The sequence below is a fragment of the Pseudoclavibacter sp. Z016 genome, from assembly GCF_002931215.1.
GTDB lineage: Bacteria > Actinomycetota > Actinomycetes > Actinomycetales > Microbacteriaceae > Pseudoclavibacter.
The window spans coordinates 18,984-36,725 of record NZ_PSTU01000020.1; the positions used below are offsets into that span (position 1 = coordinate 18,984).

18 protein-coding genes and 1 pseudogene are annotated in these 17,742 nt (G+C 61.8%); 11 read left to right on the top strand and 8 right to left on the bottom strand.

What is annotated here, in order from left to right; genetic code table 11:
• The first annotated feature begins 302 nt into the window (after positions 1-302).
• Positions 303-659 carry a peptidoglycan-binding protein gene (locus tag C5B99_RS17350; protein WP_104244406.1) on the top strand — a complete coding sequence of 119 codons (357 nt, stop codon included), beginning with the start codon at positions 303-305 and terminating at the stop codon, positions 657-659.
• Positions 660-877: 218 nt separating this feature from the next.
• Here the strand turns inward: C5B99_RS17350 and C5B99_RS17355 are convergent, their stop codons facing one another.
• A complete protein-coding gene (locus C5B99_RS17355; RefSeq protein WP_104244408.1) occupies positions 878-1,273 on the bottom strand; it encodes an ImmA/IrrE family metallo-endopeptidase in 396 nt (131 codons plus the stop codon).
• A 31-nt stretch (positions 1,274-1,304) separates the two neighbouring features.
• Positions 1,305-1,658, bottom strand: coding sequence for a helix-turn-helix transcriptional regulator (locus tag C5B99_RS17360; RefSeq protein ID WP_181065048.1), 354 nt, complete (start codon positions 1,656-1,658; stop codon positions 1,305-1,307).
• Positions 1,659-1,776: 118 nt separating this feature from the next.
• On the opposite strand from C5B99_RS17360, the gene C5B99_RS19085 reads away from it, so the two are divergent.
• The 8 genes from C5B99_RS19085 (at position 1,777) to C5B99_RS17395 (ending at position 8,530) form a co-directional block, all read left to right on the top strand.
• Positions 1,777-2,094 (top strand): helix-turn-helix transcriptional regulator, encoded by a 318-nt coding sequence (locus C5B99_RS19085; RefSeq protein ID WP_146082042.1) that lies wholly within the window; start codon positions 1,777-1,779, stop codon positions 2,092-2,094.
• Positions 2,087-2,554 (top strand): hypothetical protein, encoded by a 468-nt coding sequence (locus C5B99_RS17365; RefSeq protein WP_104244412.1) that lies wholly within the window; start codon positions 2,087-2,089, stop codon positions 2,552-2,554. The genes C5B99_RS19085 and C5B99_RS17365 overlap by 8 nt, the downstream gene beginning before the upstream one ends.
• Entirely contained in the window at positions 2,535-3,344 is an 810-nt protein-coding gene (locus C5B99_RS17370; RefSeq protein ID WP_104244414.1) for an N-acetylmuramoyl-L-alanine amidase, read from the top strand. The genes C5B99_RS17365 and C5B99_RS17370 overlap by 20 nt, the downstream gene beginning before the upstream one ends.
• The gene (locus tag C5B99_RS17375; protein ID WP_104244416.1) at positions 3,341-3,715 is read left to right on the top strand and encodes a hypothetical protein; all 375 of its coding nucleotides are present in this window, start codon (positions 3,341-3,343) and stop codon (positions 3,713-3,715) included. The genes C5B99_RS17370 and C5B99_RS17375 overlap by 4 nt, the downstream gene beginning before the upstream one ends.
• A 10-nt stretch (positions 3,716-3,725) precedes the next feature.
• Positions 3,726-4,037: a hypothetical protein gene (locus C5B99_RS17380; protein ID WP_104244418.1), complete on the top strand. Its 312-nt coding sequence runs from the start codon at positions 3,726-3,728 to the stop codon at positions 4,035-4,037.
• Positions 4,038-4,188: 151 nt separating this feature from the next.
• Positions 4,189-6,429, top strand: a complete 2,241-nt coding sequence (locus C5B99_RS17385) for a glycoside hydrolase domain-containing protein (protein ID WP_104244420.1) — start codon at positions 4,189-4,191, stop codon at positions 6,427-6,429.
• 156 nt (positions 6,430-6,585) lie between these two features.
• Complete coding sequence (locus C5B99_RS17390) at positions 6,586-6,960, top strand: hypothetical protein (RefSeq protein ID WP_146082043.1); 375 nt, start codon at positions 6,586-6,588, stop codon at positions 6,958-6,960.
• Positions 6,961-7,867: 907 nt separating this feature from the next.
• Entirely contained in the window at positions 7,868-8,530 is a 663-nt protein-coding gene (locus C5B99_RS17395; RefSeq protein WP_104244424.1) for a recombinase family protein, read from the top strand.
• 137 nt (positions 8,531-8,667) lie between these two features.
• On the opposite strand, the gene C5B99_RS17400 is transcribed toward C5B99_RS17395, so the two are convergent.
• Both C5B99_RS17400 and C5B99_RS19735 read right to left on the bottom strand, forming a co-directional pair.
• Complete coding sequence (locus tag C5B99_RS17400) at positions 8,668-8,862, bottom strand: hypothetical protein (protein WP_104244426.1); 195 nt, start codon at positions 8,860-8,862, stop codon at positions 8,668-8,670.
• A 659-nt stretch (positions 8,863-9,521) separates the two neighbouring features.
• A pseudogene (locus tag C5B99_RS19735) lies at positions 9,522-9,638 on the bottom strand (low molecular weight phosphatase family protein); the annotation flags it as partial.
• A 145-nt stretch (positions 9,639-9,783) separates the two neighbouring features.
• On the opposite strand from C5B99_RS19735, the gene C5B99_RS17410 reads away from it, so the two are divergent.
• Entirely contained in the window at positions 9,784-10,797 is a 1,014-nt protein-coding gene (locus C5B99_RS17410) for a YhcG family protein (RefSeq protein WP_104244428.1), read from the top strand.
• An 86-nt stretch (positions 10,798-10,883) separates the two neighbouring features.
• Here C5B99_RS17410 and C5B99_RS17415 read toward each other — a convergent pair whose 3' ends face one another.
• Both C5B99_RS17415 and C5B99_RS17420 read right to left on the bottom strand, forming a co-directional pair.
• On the bottom strand, positions 10,884-12,725 hold the full coding sequence (locus tag C5B99_RS17415; RefSeq protein WP_146082044.1) for a hypothetical protein: 1,842 nt from the start codon (positions 12,723-12,725) through the stop codon (positions 10,884-10,886).
• Positions 12,726-13,030: 305 nt separating this feature from the next.
• Complete coding sequence (locus tag C5B99_RS17420; RefSeq protein ID WP_146082045.1) at positions 13,031-13,264, bottom strand: hypothetical protein; 234 nt, start codon at positions 13,262-13,264, stop codon at positions 13,031-13,033.
• 1,151 nt (positions 13,265-14,415) lie between these two features.
• Here C5B99_RS17420 and C5B99_RS17425 point away from each other — a divergent pair.
• Positions 14,416-15,726: an SIR2 family protein gene (locus tag C5B99_RS17425; RefSeq protein ID WP_181065050.1), complete on the top strand. Its 1,311-nt coding sequence runs from the start codon at positions 14,416-14,418 to the stop codon at positions 15,724-15,726.
• 578 nt (positions 15,727-16,304) lie between these two features.
• Here the strand turns inward: C5B99_RS17425 and C5B99_RS17430 are convergent.
• Together C5B99_RS17430 and C5B99_RS17435 are read right to left on the bottom strand one after the other, a co-directional pair.
• Complete coding sequence (locus C5B99_RS17430; RefSeq protein WP_104244436.1) at positions 16,305-16,886, bottom strand: hypothetical protein; 582 nt, start codon at positions 16,884-16,886, stop codon at positions 16,305-16,307.
• Between the two features lie 23 nt (positions 16,887-16,909).
• The gene (locus C5B99_RS17435; RefSeq protein ID WP_104244438.1) at positions 16,910-17,665 is read right to left on the bottom strand and encodes a YfbU family protein; all 756 of its coding nucleotides are present in this window, start codon (positions 17,663-17,665) and stop codon (positions 16,910-16,912) included.
• Positions 17,666-17,742: the final 77 nt, after the last annotated feature.

Below are 17,742 nucleotides of genomic sequence, written 5' to 3' on the forward strand. Positions count from 1 at the left end.
GCAGCTCTTCGAGCGGTCGGAGTCTTCGTCCAGAAACCGGGATGTGGGCAAACCATGGCCGAGATGGACATTATTTTTCAAAGTGGGAAGTTTTACGACAGGAACAGTGAGATACAACCCTTATCGCGTTTCTTGAGACGTAGACTTACCTCAAGAACGAATGCGGTAGTAGGTCCCCGCACCTCACTCACTCGCTGGTCGCAAACGGTCGCCGAGTTACGTACTCGTTCGTGGACCCCTGTGTCGACCAGGGGGACCAGACGGCGCCCGCCGTCGATACACCCATCAAGAAGGAGAAAATTATGGCCACTTGTGCCCAGTCCCAGTCGCAGCGCATCGCTGTTCGCTCGCAGTACGGATCGTCGGAGAGTCAGGTGTCCCAGTCGAACTATCCGCCGACTGTCGCTTACTGGCAGTCCGAGGTGACGTGCCGTGGGCTCTACTCGGGACCGTCCGATGGCGTCTGGGGTCCCAACTCGCGCAAGGCTGTGCAGCAGGACCTGAAGAACCGACGCCTTTACAGCGGTCCCGTTGATGGCGACTGGGGCTCGAACACCTGGAAGGCAATCCAGCGTGACGTGCGTGTCACCCAGGATGGCGTCCCCGGACCCATCACGTGGCGAGCACTCTACGCGTACAAGGTCCTGTCCCACAGCTAACAGTGCCCCATAGGCCCGAGGGGCAGGTCAACGCTTGCGCTGCCCTGACCCTCGGGCCTATTTCCGTCAAGGCGAGCAGTCATCCACTGCGCTTCCATTGCAGGTGAAGTCGATCAGAAGCCGGGGCTGCAGCCGATCGCGGCGACGCCGGCCTGGGTGGCGTGACGCTGAGTCCGACAACCGCAAGATTGCCGCCCAGGAGGCACGGAGCTCGCAGCTCACGCCGAAGCGAGACGCAGCTTTTCCGACGCCAATGCGTAGTTGTTTGCCTGCGACATCCAAGCCCTGAGAATGTCGGGCGTGACCTGCAGCTCGTCGCACCACTTTTCTGGCGATTCGGGCCACCGCTGCGCGCAGTCAGCGACCATCTGTGCACCCAGGAGCATGTTGGCCGCCCATTCGTCTGCTGCTCGCTCTGCTCGAGCTCCATCGCAGACATGACCGAGGACGGCATGCCCGAGCTCGTGCGCGAGGACAGACCGCACCTCGGTCTCGGTGAGATCTGACCGCAATGAGATGGCCTGCTGCTCCGGGTGCCAACTGCCAGCGTCGGCCATGTCGTCGCGCCAGAACACCTCAAGGCCGAGCAGTTGGGCAAGCGTGAAGAGAGGCATGCCTCGATGGTCTCGTTGACCACCGACATTGCTATTCGCGGTCTGAGTCCAGCTCATTTGCCGAGGAGTCGCTCTTGGCGACCTTGCGCATGTCCGCTTCGGCCCAGTTGGGCGTGCGCATCGGGGTCACGTTGCTTGGGGCTTCGATCTCCGCATGACGCAGTAGCTCGATGGGTGCGATGTCGAAAGCTCGCGCGATGTTCTCGAGGTCATTCAGGGTGAAGTCCGTCTGATCGTTGATCCGGGCCCGAACGTACGGCTCGCTCTTACCCATCAGCTCGGCAAGCTTCGTCCGGGACATGTTCCGGTCACCCAGCTCGCGGCGAACGATGCGGCTCAGGCTGCGGGCGAATAGGCCGGCACTCTCCTGCTTTGGTCTTCCCATGCACCCATGGTATCTCGTGAAGCGCGACATGTCCATTTTCTTTCACGCCGCGTCTGAAAACATCCTTTAGATGTTTCATATGCCCGCAATCGCGTCTCATGAGATGTACAGTGGGGTCATGAGTTCCGATCGAGGTTTCAGCAGCCATGTGGTTGCAGCGATCCGCGCGGAGATGGACTGGCAAGGGCACACCACACGGGATCTCGCCCAAGCCCTCTCCATCTCACCGCGAGCCGCTCAACGACGACTGACCGGCGACGTCGACATCAGCCTCAACGAACTCAGCGAGATCGCAGGGTGGCTTGCCGCAGAGATCTCGGAACTCGTAGACCTCCACACCCCACGACAAACCGCCACCACACACAACCACCCGAGCCCCAAAACGCGGCTGCAGGGCCTGCCCAACCCCGAAACGAAAGGTCGAGACAATGCCTGAAACCCTCGCGCTCCTCCCGACTGCGGGGAGCAGCATCACTGGCGTTCTAGAGCACGCCGAACGGAACGCACGCGGAGAATTCACCGCGGTCACCATCCTCACCGACGCCGGTACGATCCGCGTTCCATTCGACCACCCCGACCTCGCCCGTGATGCCGATCGAGAACTGCGCGACTTCTTCGCCCGCCATCCCAACACTCGCCCTGGCATCACGATCGCCCGCGACGTCGACAGTGCGGCACGCATCGGCGACCTAGCCGCGGGGGAGCGCGCCCAGATCGCGTGGGTGTTCGTCCTCCGACACACACCGCCCGAACCAGCACCCCTCAACGAGTCGTCAGTCTGGCGCCCGTACCCGAGCAGCGTCGAGTTCACCCAAGCCACCTGGGACGCGGCAGTCGCCGCCGCGCCACTCCCACCCAGACCGGAAGGACACGGCCATGCCACTCGCGACGGTTGATCACGTCTTCCGCACCCACCAGAAGTCCTCCCGACACGGATCGAAAGTCCGCGCCCTGCAGCTGCACCACGCCACATCCACGTCCTGGCGCAGCGTCGTGAACATGATGCTCAGCGGCAGCCGAGAGGTGTCCTCCAATGACGTCATCGGCGCGGACGGGGAGCTCATCGAGGTCGTCGAGCGCGGAGCCAGGGCCTGGACCTCCGGATCCGCGACCTTCGACGCGCAAGCGCACACCTTCGAGATCTGCAACGCCACCCTCGGCGACGCGACCGGGTGGCCCGTCTCCGACGCAGCCCAGGAGACCGTCGCGAACCGGTGCGCGGACATCGCGTTCGAGAACGGCTTCACCATCGAACGCTCCACCACCAACTTCTCCCTCTACGGACACGGCGAGATGTACCCGAAATGGGGCGTCTCCTACCCAACCGCGTGCCCAGGCGGGCTGAACCTCGACTGGATCTTCACCACCGCAGAACGCCGCCGACAGCAACTCGCCACCGGCACCCCACACCCACTCACCCAAGCTCGACACCTCCTGGAGGAACTCATGGTGCTCGTCTCCCGCGTCGAAGACGGCGCCATCTACCTCGTCACCTCCACCGGTGCATCCCACATCCAGGACATGGACACGGTCTACGCCATCCAGTCCCTGCTGCAGCAGTGCGGCATGAAATCCGACCCGATCCGCCTCTACGCCTCACAGATCACCCTGATCAGCGAACAGTCCCGTGAGTCCAGCAACATCAACCCGCTCCGCGCCGACGTCTCGAAACTCCTCGCAGCATGATCCCCGACCCGCTCATCATCGCGTTGCTCAGCCTCGGCGGAGTCGCGCTCACGGTGTGCGGTGCGATCGTCGGCCATCTGCTCTCCGCCCGGGCATCCGCCCGCACCGCCACCGTGCAAACCGAGGCCAACAAACGCTCCAACGAACAGCAAATGATCGACCAACTCCAAGAAGAGCTCTCCGGCTACCGCGCCGCGGCCGACGCCCGCGCCGCCGAACAAGACCGACGAGCGACCGTGCAAGACGAACGCATGGAACGCCTCGAGCACCGCGCCGAGGGCTACCGCGACTACGCCCACACCCTCCGCGCCCACATCTACAACGAACTCCCACCCCCACCGCCGGCCTGGCCCGACGGACTACCCCGCTAGGACCCGGCCCATGACCTTCACCCTCGACCCCATCCTCATCGGACAACTCGTCTTCTCCACCGTCCTCCCACTCCTCGTCGCCATCGTCACCACCCGCGTCACCTCCGCAGCCAGGAAGGCCTGGCTGCTCGCCGGCCTCGCCCTCATCTCCGCACTGCTCGCCGAAGCGATCAACGCGTGGCAGCAAGGCCACCTCTACGACCTCGGCACCGGCCTCCTCCTCGCGCTGCCCTCGTTCCTCATCGCCGTCGGCCTCCACTACGGCCTCTGGAAACCAACCGGCACCGCCACCGCCCTCCAAAACACCGGCACCACCAACTAAACCCCGCACCCCCGCCACACCGGCCGGGACGCCCACACACTTCAGCACCCCTCACCGCGGCGGCAACCCGCCAGCGCGATCCATCGCGCCCAAAACCCGCCCGATTCGGTGCTGAACCACCAAAAAGAACACCAACCACAAGGAGCACACCATGTCCGACCCCTGGGTCACCAACGTCCAAACCTGGATCAACACCGCCTACGCGCACGTTTCAGGAGTTCCCACCGTCACCGTCAACGGCAAGACGGGATGGCCGACGATGTACGCGCTCACGCGCGCGCTCCAGCACGAACTCGGAATCACCGCGCTCTCTGACACCTTCGGCGAGGGCACCTACGCAGCGCTTCTCGCCTACGGCAATATCAGCGGGATAGTCCCACCCGGGCCAGCCACCCTTCCGGCAGTGCTCAAGTACCGACGCCTCGTGAAGCTCGTACAAGCCGCCATGTACTGCAAGGGATACAACGGGGGGAACGGAGAAATCGACGGCATCTGGTCCACGACCACGACCGCCGGGATCACCGCGCTGCGTGGGGACATGGCGGTCAGCACGACTAACAAGACCGTCTCACCCAAGATCTTCAAAGCACTCCTCAACATGGACGCCTACGTCCTCGTCGACGGCGGCTCCTCAACGATCCGTGCAATCCAGCGCGAGCTGAACACGAAGTACGCGGGCAATCGCAAAGAGTTTTACATCATCCCCACCGACGGCTTCTACTCCCGAGACGTTCAGCGCGGCATGATGTACGCAATCCAGTACGAGCTCGGCATGAACGACAATGTTGCCAACGGCAACTTTGGACCTGGTACGCGCACCGGCCTGACCGAGCAGGCCGACTTCGGGGTGGGGAGCACCGGCTCGTTCCTCATCAAGCTGTACCAGGCTGCTCTTATTTTCAACGGTTTCACAACTGCATACACCGCCACGTTCACGGCGAACACTGCGGGCGTCACGCGCGAGTTCCAGGCATTCTGCAAACTGAGCACGACTGGACGCAGCGACTTCAGGACCTGGGCTTCGCTACTCGTGTCAACCGGTGACACCACCCGCCCGGGAACCGCCTGCGACACCATCCGGGAAATCACACCAGCGAGGGCTGCAACCCTCAAGAGCGCCGGATACACCACGATTGGTCGGTACCTGACGAACACTCGTGTCACGGACCCTCTCGACAAGAACATCAAGCCCGGGGAGCTTCAGGCAATCTTCAACGCCGGCTTGAAGGTGTTCCCAATCTTCCAGGAAGGCGGGACCGGGACAAGCTACTTCTCTTATGAGAACGGTGAGATCGCTGGCTACCGAGCACACGAGGCTGCAGCCAGCTACGGCTTCAAGACCGGCACGACGATCTACTTCGCGGTCGACTTCGACGCCATGCAGGACGAAGTCCTTGAACACGTCGTCCCCTACTTCGAGGGTGTCAAGTGGGGCATCGAAAATTATGGGAGCAAATATCGAGTAGGTATCTACGGTTCACGCAACACGTGCATTCAAGTGTCCGAGCGTGGCCTCGCCGAATTCAGCTTCGTGAGTGGCATGTCAACCGGCTTCAGCGGCAACCTCGGCTACCCGCTGCCGAGTAACTGGGCATTCGACCAGATCCTCGAGTACGAAGTCGGTGAAGGACTGGGATGGGTCAACATCGACAAGAACATCCAGTCAGGCAGGGACCAGGGGCAATCTTCGGTCACAGTGAACACCGCCGACGCGAAACTCGATGTTCAGCTCAAACCAGAGCTCAAGGCGGGCATGCGTGCAGATCTTGTTGGCCAGTTGGCTGCCGAATTGTCCCCACTGCAAGTGGCGGGTGCGGTCCGCCCCATCCACGTGGTCGTTGAACATCTCCTGAGCGCGGACGCTCTGATCACGAACCTCTCCCGAGAGTTCAAGATTCGAAAGTCGTTTATCCAGACGGTCTTCGCCTGGGAGGGCGTCTGCACCAACTGGGGAGATATCCTCGCCGACACGATCGTGATGCGAAGCAATCTGTTCCGCCACGGTGGAAACGATGGCACTCCGCCACCTCCCGTTCCGGCCTATGACAGCTCGACTGGTCTCTGCCAGATCTTTGCGAAGCGAGCCATCGAGGCCTCGAACTGGGGGCGACTCCACGGACTCTCAACAGAACCCTCGAGGTCCTTCGTTAACCTGGACCATCTCGAACTTGTTTGGAACAGGCTCGGCACAGAAAACTCCTGGAATATTCGCATGGCGGCGCTCGCGCTCGTCCAGGGAGCAGCATTCAAGCAGGTCCAAGGTTCACTTCTGGCGATTCACCCCGACCAAGTCGAAGTCGTCCTCGCGAGCTACAACGACGGGGGATACGGCGTAAAGACGGCGCGGATCTACAACGTATTGGAGGCTTACAACAAGGCCTCACGCGCCTGAGAGTGTTGCAGGGGTTGGATAAAGGATGCTTGTCCGCACCCCATCCCCTCGCCCATCCTCCCAGGCCCCTCGAGTTGACTACGGTGATCGGAGGCGCGGGTCGGCTACGCTTCGGTTCGGTCGTGCAGGCCACGACATCGCTTGACGGGACATGAGATGAATACGAACACGATGGCAGCAAGACCGGATCTGCGCGGGGGCTTCCTCGTGGCTGGAGTGACAGTCCTGATCGGTGCCACTTCACTCCTAGCCTTCCTAGGGGCGGGGTTAGCAGTTTCGATCCGCGACGCGGAAGAATACCTAGGCCAACCCGAGGAGGTCAACCGCAGCGCATCCGGCATGGCCCAGGAATCGTACGTCGAGGCAGGTGCGCTTCTGGGCGCTTCAGTCGTGATCCTCATCCTTGCTGCCATCGCGTGCGCGGTACTCATACGGAAGTCCCGGATCCCAGCCTGGCTGAGCGCTGTGCTCAGTATCGCCATGATCAGTTTGATGCTGGCCGTGCATGCCCTCTTCGCATACTGGCTGTGAGTACGAGGGATCAGGAGCCTGTAGCGCTACCTCTAGCAGCGCCATAGGCTCCTGAGCCTCACAGCACCACTGGCCAGCTACGTGATCTTGGTTTCCACGGTCTACACAGCATGCCCGCCTCCGAAGAGCAGGCGGACTCCGCCGACCGCGCATCTTCCCGGAATGGGGCCTCGACTGCTCACTGAGGACAACGGGTTGCGCAGTCGACCCCGAGCACTTCAATATCTCTCCGGAATTCACTTCCCACCTCCGGTCATGGGTGGCAAAGTGGGGCGCTTTAGGTAGCCCCCTTCGAGTCGGAGGACCGTACCGACTTCGACGAGACCAACAAATGGCGTCGAGAAGAGATCATCATCGCGACCGACCTGCAACGCGCAGCTCTACGTGACAACAGTCATGATCCCCAAGTTCGGAGGGCTTCGCCACAACGGGTGGGAGTTCTCATGGCCCATGGGTTTTGAGGTGTCTCACGCAGCAGAGAACGACCCCCAACACACCTCGGCGCGCGACGGCACCACGACGCGCGACGGCACCACGACGACTGCGCCTCGGTCCCCGCAACCGTCGTGGATGCCTGCAAATGGCGAGCATGCAAGCTGGTGACATGCCATCGAACGAGAACAGGAAAATACTCACGCTGCTTGTGAGCCTAGGAGCAGCGGTCGTGCTCGTCTGGCTCACGCTGACCAGCGGCATTCTGGGGCACATCTTCGACCCCGGCTAGATCGACTCGCTGCAGAAGCATGCTCGCAAAACCCTAGGGTTACGCGACAACGCCGATGAGACACCGGGCCGGGGGAGTGAGTACCGGGATCTCGCACCTGTCAGATTCTCAAAACCATGCTTCATAACCGACTCGCCGCAGACACGTCGCAGGGGTCGGTTTTGCGACACATATGGTGCATGAATGACCAAGCTCATCGGCTACGCCCGAGTCTCAACCCGCCATCAAGACACCGATCGGCAAGAGGTTGACCTCCGAGGGGCCGGCGTTCGTGCCGACGACCTTTACATCGACCGGGGGGCTTCCGGTGCGCACGCATCCCGACCCGCACTCGACGCAGCTCTGCGATCCCTGGAGAGTGGCGACACGTTCGTTGTTACCACCCTCGACCGCCTCGGGCGTTCAACCGGCAACATGCTGACACTGGCCGAAGAACTGCGCGCCGAGGGAGTCGCACTGCGCGTGCTCAACCTCGGTGGGGGAGACGTGGACACCTCGACACCGATGGGGTCCATGGTGTTCACCGTGATGGCAGCACTCGCTCAAATGGAGCTCGAGATCAAGCGCGAGCGCGTCTTGGACTCCGTGAGCAAGCGTCGAGCTTCCGGGGCTGACCTCGGGGGACGACCCCGGAAGATCACGGACAGCCAACTGCGCAACGCCGCCCAATTGATCGCCGCCGACGTACCGGTGGCTGAAGTTGCCCGGAACCTCGGCATCTCTCGCGCAACGCTGTACCGGCGACTGCCGGAGGCGAAGCCCGCAGCCGTGGAGCTGCCGGAAGTCGCAGATGGAACACACCCTCCGGCACTTCACGGCCTGACAGTCCCCATCAAGCGCCTGTAACCACACCACAGGCGGACACCACCCCTAACCGTGCGCCGTTAAAGGCAGAGCACACACGGGGTGTCTCAAAACTTCGCGCTTATGAGACACATGAAGACAGACTCCTGCATACCCAGAGGAGGATGTGCTTTTTTGAGCTAGTGGCCGTTGGCGCGGGCGATCATGTCGCCAATCGCGCTCAGAACCGCCACGACGCGCTCAACGGGCTCATCGCTGGGTCCGAAGACGAGCATCGCGAGGAACGCGATGACGACCAGGAACACTCCGATGAGGGTTGCGAGCAGCGCGGTGGGGTTCACCTTGCCGACGAGCTCAGGCAGCAGGTTCATCATGTGGACCTCCACTGAGTTCGGCGCACGGGTGTGCGCCAGGATTCACCGCCCGGGACGGACGGTGAGCTTGTCGAGTGCTCGGCTCTGAGCACTCGTGAATCCGGGACTTCTGTCTGCATGACAGAAGAGCGGGCCAGCAGGGCGGCCTGTGCCCGGGCATGAAAAAAGCCGACACGAGGTGTCGGCGTCGCATCCGCGGGCACACGGATCATCAGTACAAAAGGAAAGTACCGGATTTCCCACTTTTGCGGCAATCACACGGTTCCATGATCACGGTAGGAGCGGACATCAGCTCAGCGCAAGAAGATCTCGGGCAGACGTCTCCCCGGAACCTCGATCATCGCGCGGAACGCGGTCGCGCCGCAACCTCGCGGCGGAATGCCTCATCCTGAAGCTACTGGGTGACATCGCTCACGCGTCAAGACCTGCACCGATCGAGATGGCAACAAAGAAGGCCAACCGCGAGGTTGGCCTGAGGCGGAGTGAACCGCCAGGGGCGATCCTATCCCGGAGGTACGAAATCCGTGCAACCAGTGGGATGTCGACCACTCACATCTTCAACGTACTGGGTGAAGACTGTGGGGCGTCAAGGTCGTCCTGGAACGAGAAAAGGTCAGCTGGTGGCTGACCTTTTGACCGCAGAAATCCGCGTAGGGACATCATCGCTCGATTTGCGCGTCGAGGACTTCGACGCGGGCGCGGATGTCGTCACGAACGAGGCGTATGCGGCGGTCCATGCCTTCGATTCCACGCTCTGAGGGCTCGCCCGTGATCCATCGCCGATCTCCTGCCCGAGAAGGCGTAGCCGACCACGGCGGATCTCAGCCAGCGCCGCAGCCGGCCCCAGCAGAGACAAACGCACCAGAAGCACCAGAAGCACCCGCCGGCACAGAGAGCCAAGGGCACGGATAGGCTTCGAACATGGACGAGCTGGCACTTCCGAACGACTACACGAGCGTGCTCGTTCGCCTCAAACAGCGTGTCCATGAGTCCCGCTACCGAGCTCAACGTCGAGTCAATGCAGAGCTCACCTTCCTGTACTGGCACATTGGTCAGGTCCTCGCCGAGCGCACCGACGACGCCCAGTGGGGCACCAAGATCATCCAGCGACTCTCCGCCGACCTGCGAGCAGAATTCCCCGACTCCCGCGGATTCTCGCCCCGCAACCTCGTCTACATGCGCTCCTTCGCCCGCGCATGGACAGACGTCACCGAGATTGCGCAACAGGCCGTTGCGCAATTGCCGTGGGGACACATCACCGTGCTCCTCGACAAGCTCGACGACCCGGACCTACGGGACTGGTACGCAGGTCAAGCAGCCGCCAACGGGTGGACTCGGAGCACCCTCGAGCATCACCTCAAGACCACCGCACACTTGCGGTTCGGTGCCGCTCCAACGAACTTTGATCGCCTCTTGGATCCTGCCTCTTCCGACCTCGCGCAGCAGATCATGAAGGACCCCTACGTTTTCGACTTCCTTCGCATCGAGCCCGGTCACGCTGAGCGCGAGCTCGAGCAGGCCCTCGTCGAGCGCATCATCGAGACGCTGGGGGAGTTGGGCAGTGGGTTCAGCTTCGTTGGCCGGCAAGTGCCCTTCGACGTCGATGGCGACGAGTTCTTCGTCGATCTGCTGTTCTTCCATGTGGAGCAGCTGCGCTACGTCGTGGTCGAGCTGAAAGTTGGCAAGTTTAAACCGGAGTATGCCGGTCAACTCGGGTTTTACGTCGAGCTCGTCGAGGACCAGCTTCGACGGCCCGCACACGCGCCAACCGTCGGATTGCTCCTCTGCACGGACAAGAACGACCGGGTCGTGCGATATGCACTTGCCGGCAGCAGCCACCCGATAGCGATCGCGAGCTACGACCTGCTCGCTCCCGCCGAGCAGGCTGCGCTTCCGTCGGAAGTGGATCTTCGGCGCGCGCTAGACACTCCATAAGCAGTTCGCGCAACACACCGTTGCGCGAACGAAGCCGCCCTTCGAGGAAGCTCCGAGCGCCCGACGACGATGACTTGCCCAGATTTCTAAGCGGCTCGCAAAACCGGCACATCGATGGAGCCGGCTCGCACGAGAGCAAGCGCCAGACGATGATCGCCACGTCCAGCGCTACGCGGATAACGCGGGTACTCCGGACGATCACTCACACTCAAGAGCTGCACCGCGGTAGGGGAACGGCGTCGACGACGCTTCCCTCGCCTCGACATCCATTGCACCTCCGCCTGCCACCATGCCCAGCAGTGCCGCTCCTCGGCGTAGCGCACTCGACGAGCTTCGAGATGCCCTGCAACGCCGAGCATGCGTGCAGCCGCCTCGACAGTTGGCTGTTCTCCTCGGGTCCAGCCCTGGTCAAGGCGTTGGAGAAGTCCGTGAGCGTGGAGCGTGCGAAGAGCTGTGCGAGTGCGAGCGGCGTCAAGACCAGTACTGCGGGTGAGCTCGTCGACTGTAACCACAGAACCTTCGTCGACATATTTGTAGACCAGACCGGTAGTGCGGCCGAAGCTGTGCGGCGCCGTGAACGCATCGTGGGCAAGGGCCTGCAAGTTCTTCGCAAGGCGGGCAATGTGGTGCGTTCGAGCCTGGAGTGGGAGGGCAGCGCCAGGGCGTGCAAGCACTTGTGTCCGGTTACCGACCTCTGCCTCTGTGGAGAACTTCTGGGAGAGGCGGTAACGCTGCGCGTGGGCGCCCTCCGGGGTTCCCTCTCGGACGATCCAGGCCGACTCGGGTGAGGCTTCGTCGGCGGCCGTCGCGAGGCGGCGCAGCGCCTCGTGCACGGTGGTGCGGCCGTACCCGGTGTCGGCGGAGATGCGGCGCACGTCGGCCTCGACCGTGAGCTGCGCGGCTTGGGCCATGTAGAGGCAGAGGGCGTCGAGGACGGCGCGGGTGCTGTGCGTGCCCGTGCGGGACCGCTGCGAGGACGAAGCGCGGTCGCCGCCCCAGAGCCCGGGCATCGCGTTCGCGCGCGCCTGCGCCGCGTCCACAGCCTCCACAGTGGTCGCGCAGCGGGCGAGGAAGTCTTCGTCGCTGCCGTCGCCCGTGGAGGGGTTCGCGGCCACGTACGTCACGGCGTGCCGCCACGCGGAGACCAGGGTGCGTTCCCGACCCTGCGGGGTGCGGGGGATGCGGTGGCCGTGCTTGTGGCGCTGCGAGCGCACGTGCTCAAACGCGGGCGCATCGTCCACGAGCTCGCGCACATCCCTGAGGGCCCAACGGGCGTTCGCGCAGCCCGCCAGGACCGTGGCGAGCGAAAGGGAAGCGTCATCGACTGGGGGAGTGTCGAGCACCAGGCGCACGCGCGCGCTGAGCGGCCGGCGCGTGCCGGTGATGTGGGGGTAGCCGTCCGCATCGACGACCATGCCCTTAGTGAGCGACGTGACCGGAGCAAGCTCTTCAGCTCCCGCGTCGATGAGGAACGCGCGGAGCTCGCGTACTTGGTCCGGCGTCACCGATGGATCAAGCAGCGCATCGATCGGGCCGGCCGGCCGCGAGGAGTCACCGTTGCGGTGAGGCGATCCAGGGGGACGTACGCAACCCGTACGCGGGTTCGTAAGGGGAGTGGGGTCCAGCGAGGGGAATAGCTGCGTGGCGAGCTGCGCGATCTCACGCACGGTCTCGGCCGACGCCTCACCCTCAAGAGCGAGCCAGACGTGACGGCCTTCACTGGGACCGGACTTCGTGAGCACGTGGTCGATGCCGAGCTCGTTCAACCAAAGCGTGAGCTTGCCTGCGTCGTAGACCGTGTTGCCGCGGCTCGCGTCGAGGTCGAAGCAGAGGAACCGATAGGCACCGGCATCGGTCGCGAGATACATCGCCCAGGGGCTCTGCGGCTGCTCCGCGAACACCGAAACGTCGCGGCTGTACGCGTTCAACACCTCGCCGTCAGCGAGGCGATCCGCGACACGAATACGGGGCCGTGGGCTCAGCGCGCGGGCCAGTTCCCACCCGCTCGGAGTGGTCGGAACACCCTCATGGGCACGACTCAGCGCCAACACAGGGACAAACGAGACAGATTTAGGTACTATGAGGGCACCTCCTCCTCGGAGTGGGTACTACAAAGGCCCGGCCGGTAACCGGAACTGCGTGGGGATTAGCTCGAACCTCGTGTCGCCAAACAGAGATGGTGAGAGCTACGAAACTTCATGAAGCCCGTCGCGCAAGCGGCGGGCTTCTTCGTTTAAGCCGCTGCGGAGTGAGCCTCCGTTTCAAGGGGGAGCTGAGTAGCTTGCTGGGCAGGCTTGTCCGGCTTGGGGGCGTACTCGGGCATGCCAAGGGCCTCTGCCACGATCATGGTGATGTAGTCCCCGTTGGTGTAGCCGGATGCCTCGGCGTTCGCACGAATGACCTGTGCCAACGGCATCGCTGGCTTGGCCATGATGGCGTCACGCTTGCCCTTACTCGGTCTTCCCATGTTGAGAATCATGCCGTGAATCGTTTCTCGAAACGCAAGCATCTGCGCGTGTCGCGTGAAATGCCGCCAAGCTACGACCCGGCCAACACTCCTGGCTTGCTTCAAGAACACGATCCTGGGCTCTGACGTTGCGGAGCTCGGCAGCTTCCGCACGAGTCGGTACTACCCCAAACTGCCATGAACGGCGCCGGTGCCGCGCACTGAGCGACATGAAATCCACTTTCGGCGGCGCTCAGATGTCGTCGATGACGCCCGAGCGAGGCGCGAGGAAAGTTCGCCAACAGGCTGTTGGCGAATCGCGCTGACGCTGGTTCGTCCTGCCGTCCGGTGGAGGATGCTGGGGGAGTGGCTGAGAGCCTGCCGTTCGGGTGCACGAACGCTCGCCCTCGTTGCCCGCCGCGCACAGGGAGCACACGTCGTCATGTAGCTAAGGGCATACGCCGAAGTCATCGCACCCTGGTGGTTCCTCGCGCACCACCATCGAACGTCAGCACATCGAGTCATGAGGAAGCATCGGACGTGCCCGCTTCGCGATGGGCATCCGCGCCGAATTCCCTACGATGAAGGGCTCGAAGCCGAATCTGTAGTACGCGCGACGACTCACTGAAGCCCATCGCGCAGAATACTTCGAGCCGTAGCCTTCGAGCTTCGGAGGCTTGGCCGCACTATCAGACCAAATTTTGCCCGGAGCTCCGTACAAGAATCACTAGTAACCTCGACTCCATAAGTAGAGCGACTGATCGCTCGCGAATGCAGCTGGAGCCCCACCAGCTGACACAGCGTTCCTGCTCTGATCATTAGCGAACACCACTCAACGACCTGGAAAGGAAATCGTGGACACAGTTTCGCCAAAAGGCCCCACGTCCAGCAACGCCCAAGAGAGAATTACCGTACTTCTAGGCGCGGGCGCATCCGCCGACGCAGGGCTCCTCCTCACGTCCGGCCTCGCCAAAGAGGTCGTCCACCGCGCGAATATTTCTAGCGATGGAACTCGTTATAGCGGACCGCGAGACTGGGTCCGAGCGTTGAACGCCGTTTACGCAGGTATGGTCGGTTACCAAGGAGCCCGCGGCGAGAATCCGCTTTCCGCAGTCAATATCGAGACACTCATCTCCGCAGTCCGGCTTCTGAGAGTACGCGATGATCACGAGATGGCTCCGTTCGTCGCCAACTGGGCACCTTCTCTAAGCAATTTCGGGTCCACTGACCTGCCCACAAGTGCCGGGCGGAAAATAGCCAAGACGATCAAAGGTATGTCTAGCGACCGAGGGACGCACTTTGCTGAAAGCGAACTCACGGATGCCGTCGCCGAGATAGCTAGAGCCGCGGTCCGCCCCGATCTCGAAAAGCCCTTCGCCAAAGCTGAGACTTTTATCTTAAAGACACTGGTTGAGCTCTTGGGCGCACATAAAGACGTTTCATACTTCGCTCCACTTCTGGATCTTGCGTCCACCCAGCCCGGAGGCCTTGACATAATCACGCTGAACTACGACCTCACTGTCGAAACAGCTGCCAAGGATCGTGGCACATCTATAAACCGTGGTATTGATTCTTGGCAGCCAGGGGAGAACCTCGTATTTGATGCCGTTGACGGTCAGGTCAACCTCCTGAAGCTGCACGGTTCACTCGATTGGCGACTTTCACCGCCCGCTGGCTACTACCAATCTCATCTGTCACCGCGAGGGATCGAAGTCGTTGAATCCATCGATCCAGAAAGTACTAGCGAACACGACCTCCCTTGGATCGTCGTGGGAACCCGAGACAAACTCGCCACAGACGGACCAACGCTCGCGCTGAACGCAGCCGCCCGGTCAGTGTTTCGTCGCACCGACCACCTCGCCGTTGTGGGTTACTCATTTAGCGATGCCCACATAAACGCCATGATTCGGGACTGGCTCAACGGAGGTCGAGATCGAACAGTCTCAATACTCGACTACAGCTGGCCACGCGAGCGTTACCGCTCCGGTCGCGCTGACTTCAGGGCTGAACTAATCACCAAGCTTGCCATTGAGAACACGCAGGATGGGGCGATAGAGCCGCCTCGCGTTCTGCCCATCGAAGGCCCCGCCGCAAAACGATTGCACGAAGTTCTTCATGGGCGACCGTCTCTGGCGCCTACTCACTTGGCTTCAATAAAAGTGACGAAATCTGAGACTTCATTTTGCCTGGAAGTGACATGGCACGGTTTCGATCTGTCAGATTCATGGGTGCGCGCCTCGGAAGAAACAAATGATGAATTCCAAGGGAGAAATAATAGTCCCCTGCGGGTCTTTGCAAGAGCCGAAGACCTTGGCAGCAAGTCCAATTACATGATGGAGAATACAAGCATCCATTTCGAATCTTGGGCTGAGGGTGAGACCAAAATTTTCTACACACGTCACGATGCGAATCTTCCGATCCACTTGGAAGTGGATGGCGCTTCAATCATCGGCAGGCAACACTGGATTGGATCAACTGAATAGAATCAGCCGATTCAACAACTCAGGTGGTGAGCATGTGCGCGTTGCGCTGTGGCCCGAAAGATTCGGGTGCTGGACCGGCGGAACACGGGCAGGCGCGACCCGCATCGACACTTACACCCGAGCAACCCACGCTCAGAGTCAATCTCATCAGGCGAACCCGCCAATTCGCGCACGATTCACGGAGGACAGACCAGTAATGTCATAATAAAGGTTATCGGATTCAGATTTTGGCCAGGGGAGGAGTCGCAGCAATCGAAGATCCGGGCCCTGACGTCGAACCCAAAGGCACGGAAACGCGCGCGGCCACCGCAGCCTAATCACGTCGTCGAGCTCTCTGCCCCAAAGCTCTCACCACGAACGTCCACCCAGCGAAATCTGGGTGCCTCGTGGATGCCGGGTCGTCGACCCAGCTGTCGGTGACACACACATTGCTGGGCCCTGTGAGCCCCCGACCGAACCCTCGGAGTGGTTGCACGCGCACCCTCGTGAGAGTAGATTGTTCCATGCCCACCGTTACGACGGCTCGGGAAGAAGGCCTTAGAAGACCAGCCGGACGACTGGATCTAGGGCCTTTCGTCTTACCTAGGGGCAACGGAACTGGTCGTTCGCTCGTTCAACACGATCGTGTGCTCCAGCACACGCAGGTACCCAGGCTCGCCGCGATGCACATCGTTGATGGCGCCGAGCACCGCGTCAGCGATCCAGAGCATCGGTTCTGCCTCCCCTCGAACATGCGCGATGCGCATGCGCCTATCGAGCCCATGGCTTCCCTGCAGCGCCACGATGTGCGCTCGGTCGTTCTTGTCCTGTGCGCGAGTTCGACACTCGAGCGTCAGATCGAATACCTCTGTGCCGACGAGTTCGAAGTAGAGCAACTCCAAGCACTTACGTCGGAACCGTTCCTCCTTGCGCTGCGCTTCGCTGAGATGCGTCACGACGACGTTCATCGGCTCGAGCGCCGCGATGGTCTCTACGATCTTTCGCCTGTCCGCAGAACCAGCATCCGTCCAGTGCAGCTTTCGCTGGCCCGGCCTGAGCAGAGGTCGCAATCGCTCACGGATCGCCTCCGTCTCCGCCATCGGTGCGATCGCCGCGCAGATGAGGTACTCACGTTGTCCCTCACCTCGGGGTGCTGAAGACTCGTCCACGAAGCCCGCCATTGCAGGAGCCACCCATGGTGTCGTCATCGTCGCGAAGGGGGCATGCCGGCATCCGCCAGGCGCTGCAATTCTTCGAGTGAGAGGAGCTGCGAGGAGCTGTGGCCGAATGGCGGTTTCGCCTCCCTGATGAGCCGATACTCGGTCAGCATCCTCGAGTACACCTCGTACATCCTCATGTGCGAATTGCCACTGCCCGAGCCAAGTATGAAATCACGCTGCTCTTCCCAACGGCCATGCAACACGAGATAGCGGACGTATCCCAGCATGCTCGCTTCGAGCCTGTCATTGAGGTCAAATCCACGGAAAGAAGCCGCGTACTCGAGCCCATCATCGACGCGAGCACCCTCGTCCCGGAGGCGCTTGACGCTCGCCTGAGCGCATCGGAACATGTCAAGAACATCGAGCACGAAGCCGCTATCGCGTCGCGTGAGCTCCGTGTCGATGCCTGCGAACTCGACCCAGTACTCCTGAGTGAAGCCTTCCTCGAGGACCTTCGCCCGCTCGAGCTGGTAGTCGCGGTCGCCGTCGACATCGGAGGCATCTTCGGGCAGCACTCTGGCGAGAATGCGGTGGAGCAAGGCAAGCTGATGCCTCTCCTGCGGGGTCATCGTGTCCGGATGGAAGCCACTCGAAGCAATCTCACTGTCGGTTCGAAAACGGTAGACCGCATCTTCAAGCGTCGTGCGAACGAACTCGCTCATAGACACGCGCCTCGCGTCGGCATGCTCTTGCAGCGAGTCTCGAATCGCGTCGTCGAGGCGAATAGTGATCGTGGCCATGAGAACTCCTGTAGTCGTGTCTTACGAAGAGTAACACATGTCTTACATGAGGTCTCCTCGCTCGCGATGCATCCTCG

Coding starts and splice junctions, on each gene's coding strand:
- C5B99_RS17350 (WP_104244406.1), top strand. CDS start 303: ATGGCCACTTGTGCCCAGTCCCAGTCGCAGCGCATCGCTGTTCGCTCG.
- C5B99_RS17355 (WP_104244408.1), bottom strand. CDS start 1,273: ATGCCTCTCTTCACGCTTGCCCAACTGCTCGGCCTTGAGGTGTTCTGG.
- C5B99_RS17360 (WP_181065048.1), bottom strand. CDS start 1,658: ATGGGAAGACCAAAGCAGGAGAGTGCCGGCCTATTCGCCCGCAGCCTG.
- C5B99_RS19085 (WP_146082042.1), top strand. CDS start 1,777: ATGAGTTCCGATCGAGGTTTCAGCAGCCATGTGGTTGCAGCGATCCGC.
- C5B99_RS17365 (WP_104244412.1), top strand. CDS start 2,087: ATGCCTGAAACCCTCGCGCTCCTCCCGACTGCGGGGAGCAGCATCACT.
- C5B99_RS17370 (WP_104244414.1), top strand. CDS start 2,535: ATGCCACTCGCGACGGTTGATCACGTCTTCCGCACCCACCAGAAGTCC.
- C5B99_RS17375 (WP_104244416.1), top strand. CDS start 3,341: ATGATCCCCGACCCGCTCATCATCGCGTTGCTCAGCCTCGGCGGAGTC.
- C5B99_RS17380 (WP_104244418.1), top strand. CDS start 3,726: ATGACCTTCACCCTCGACCCCATCCTCATCGGACAACTCGTCTTCTCC.
- C5B99_RS17385 (WP_104244420.1), top strand. CDS start 4,189: ATGTCCGACCCCTGGGTCACCAACGTCCAAACCTGGATCAACACCGCC.
- C5B99_RS17390 (WP_146082043.1), top strand. CDS start 6,586: ATGAATACGAACACGATGGCAGCAAGACCGGATCTGCGCGGGGGCTTC.
- C5B99_RS17395 (WP_104244424.1), top strand. CDS start 7,868: ATGACCAAGCTCATCGGCTACGCCCGAGTCTCAACCCGCCATCAAGAC.
- C5B99_RS17400 (WP_104244426.1), bottom strand. CDS start 8,862: ATGATGAACCTGCTGCCTGAGCTCGTCGGCAAGGTGAACCCCACCGCG.
- C5B99_RS17410 (WP_104244428.1), top strand. CDS start 9,784: ATGGACGAGCTGGCACTTCCGAACGACTACACGAGCGTGCTCGTTCGC.
- C5B99_RS17420 (WP_146082045.1), bottom strand. CDS start 13,264: ATGGGAAGACCGAGTAAGGGCAAGCGTGACGCCATCATGGCCAAGCCA.
- C5B99_RS17425 (WP_181065050.1), top strand. CDS start 14,416: ATGGCTCCGTTCGTCGCCAACTGGGCACCTTCTCTAAGCAATTTCGGG.
- C5B99_RS17430 (WP_104244436.1), bottom strand. CDS start 16,886: ATGGCGGGCTTCGTGGACGAGTCTTCAGCACCCCGAGGTGAGGGACAA.
- C5B99_RS17435 (WP_104244438.1), bottom strand. CDS start 17,665: ATGGCCACGATCACTATTCGCCTCGACGACGCGATTCGAGACTCGCTG.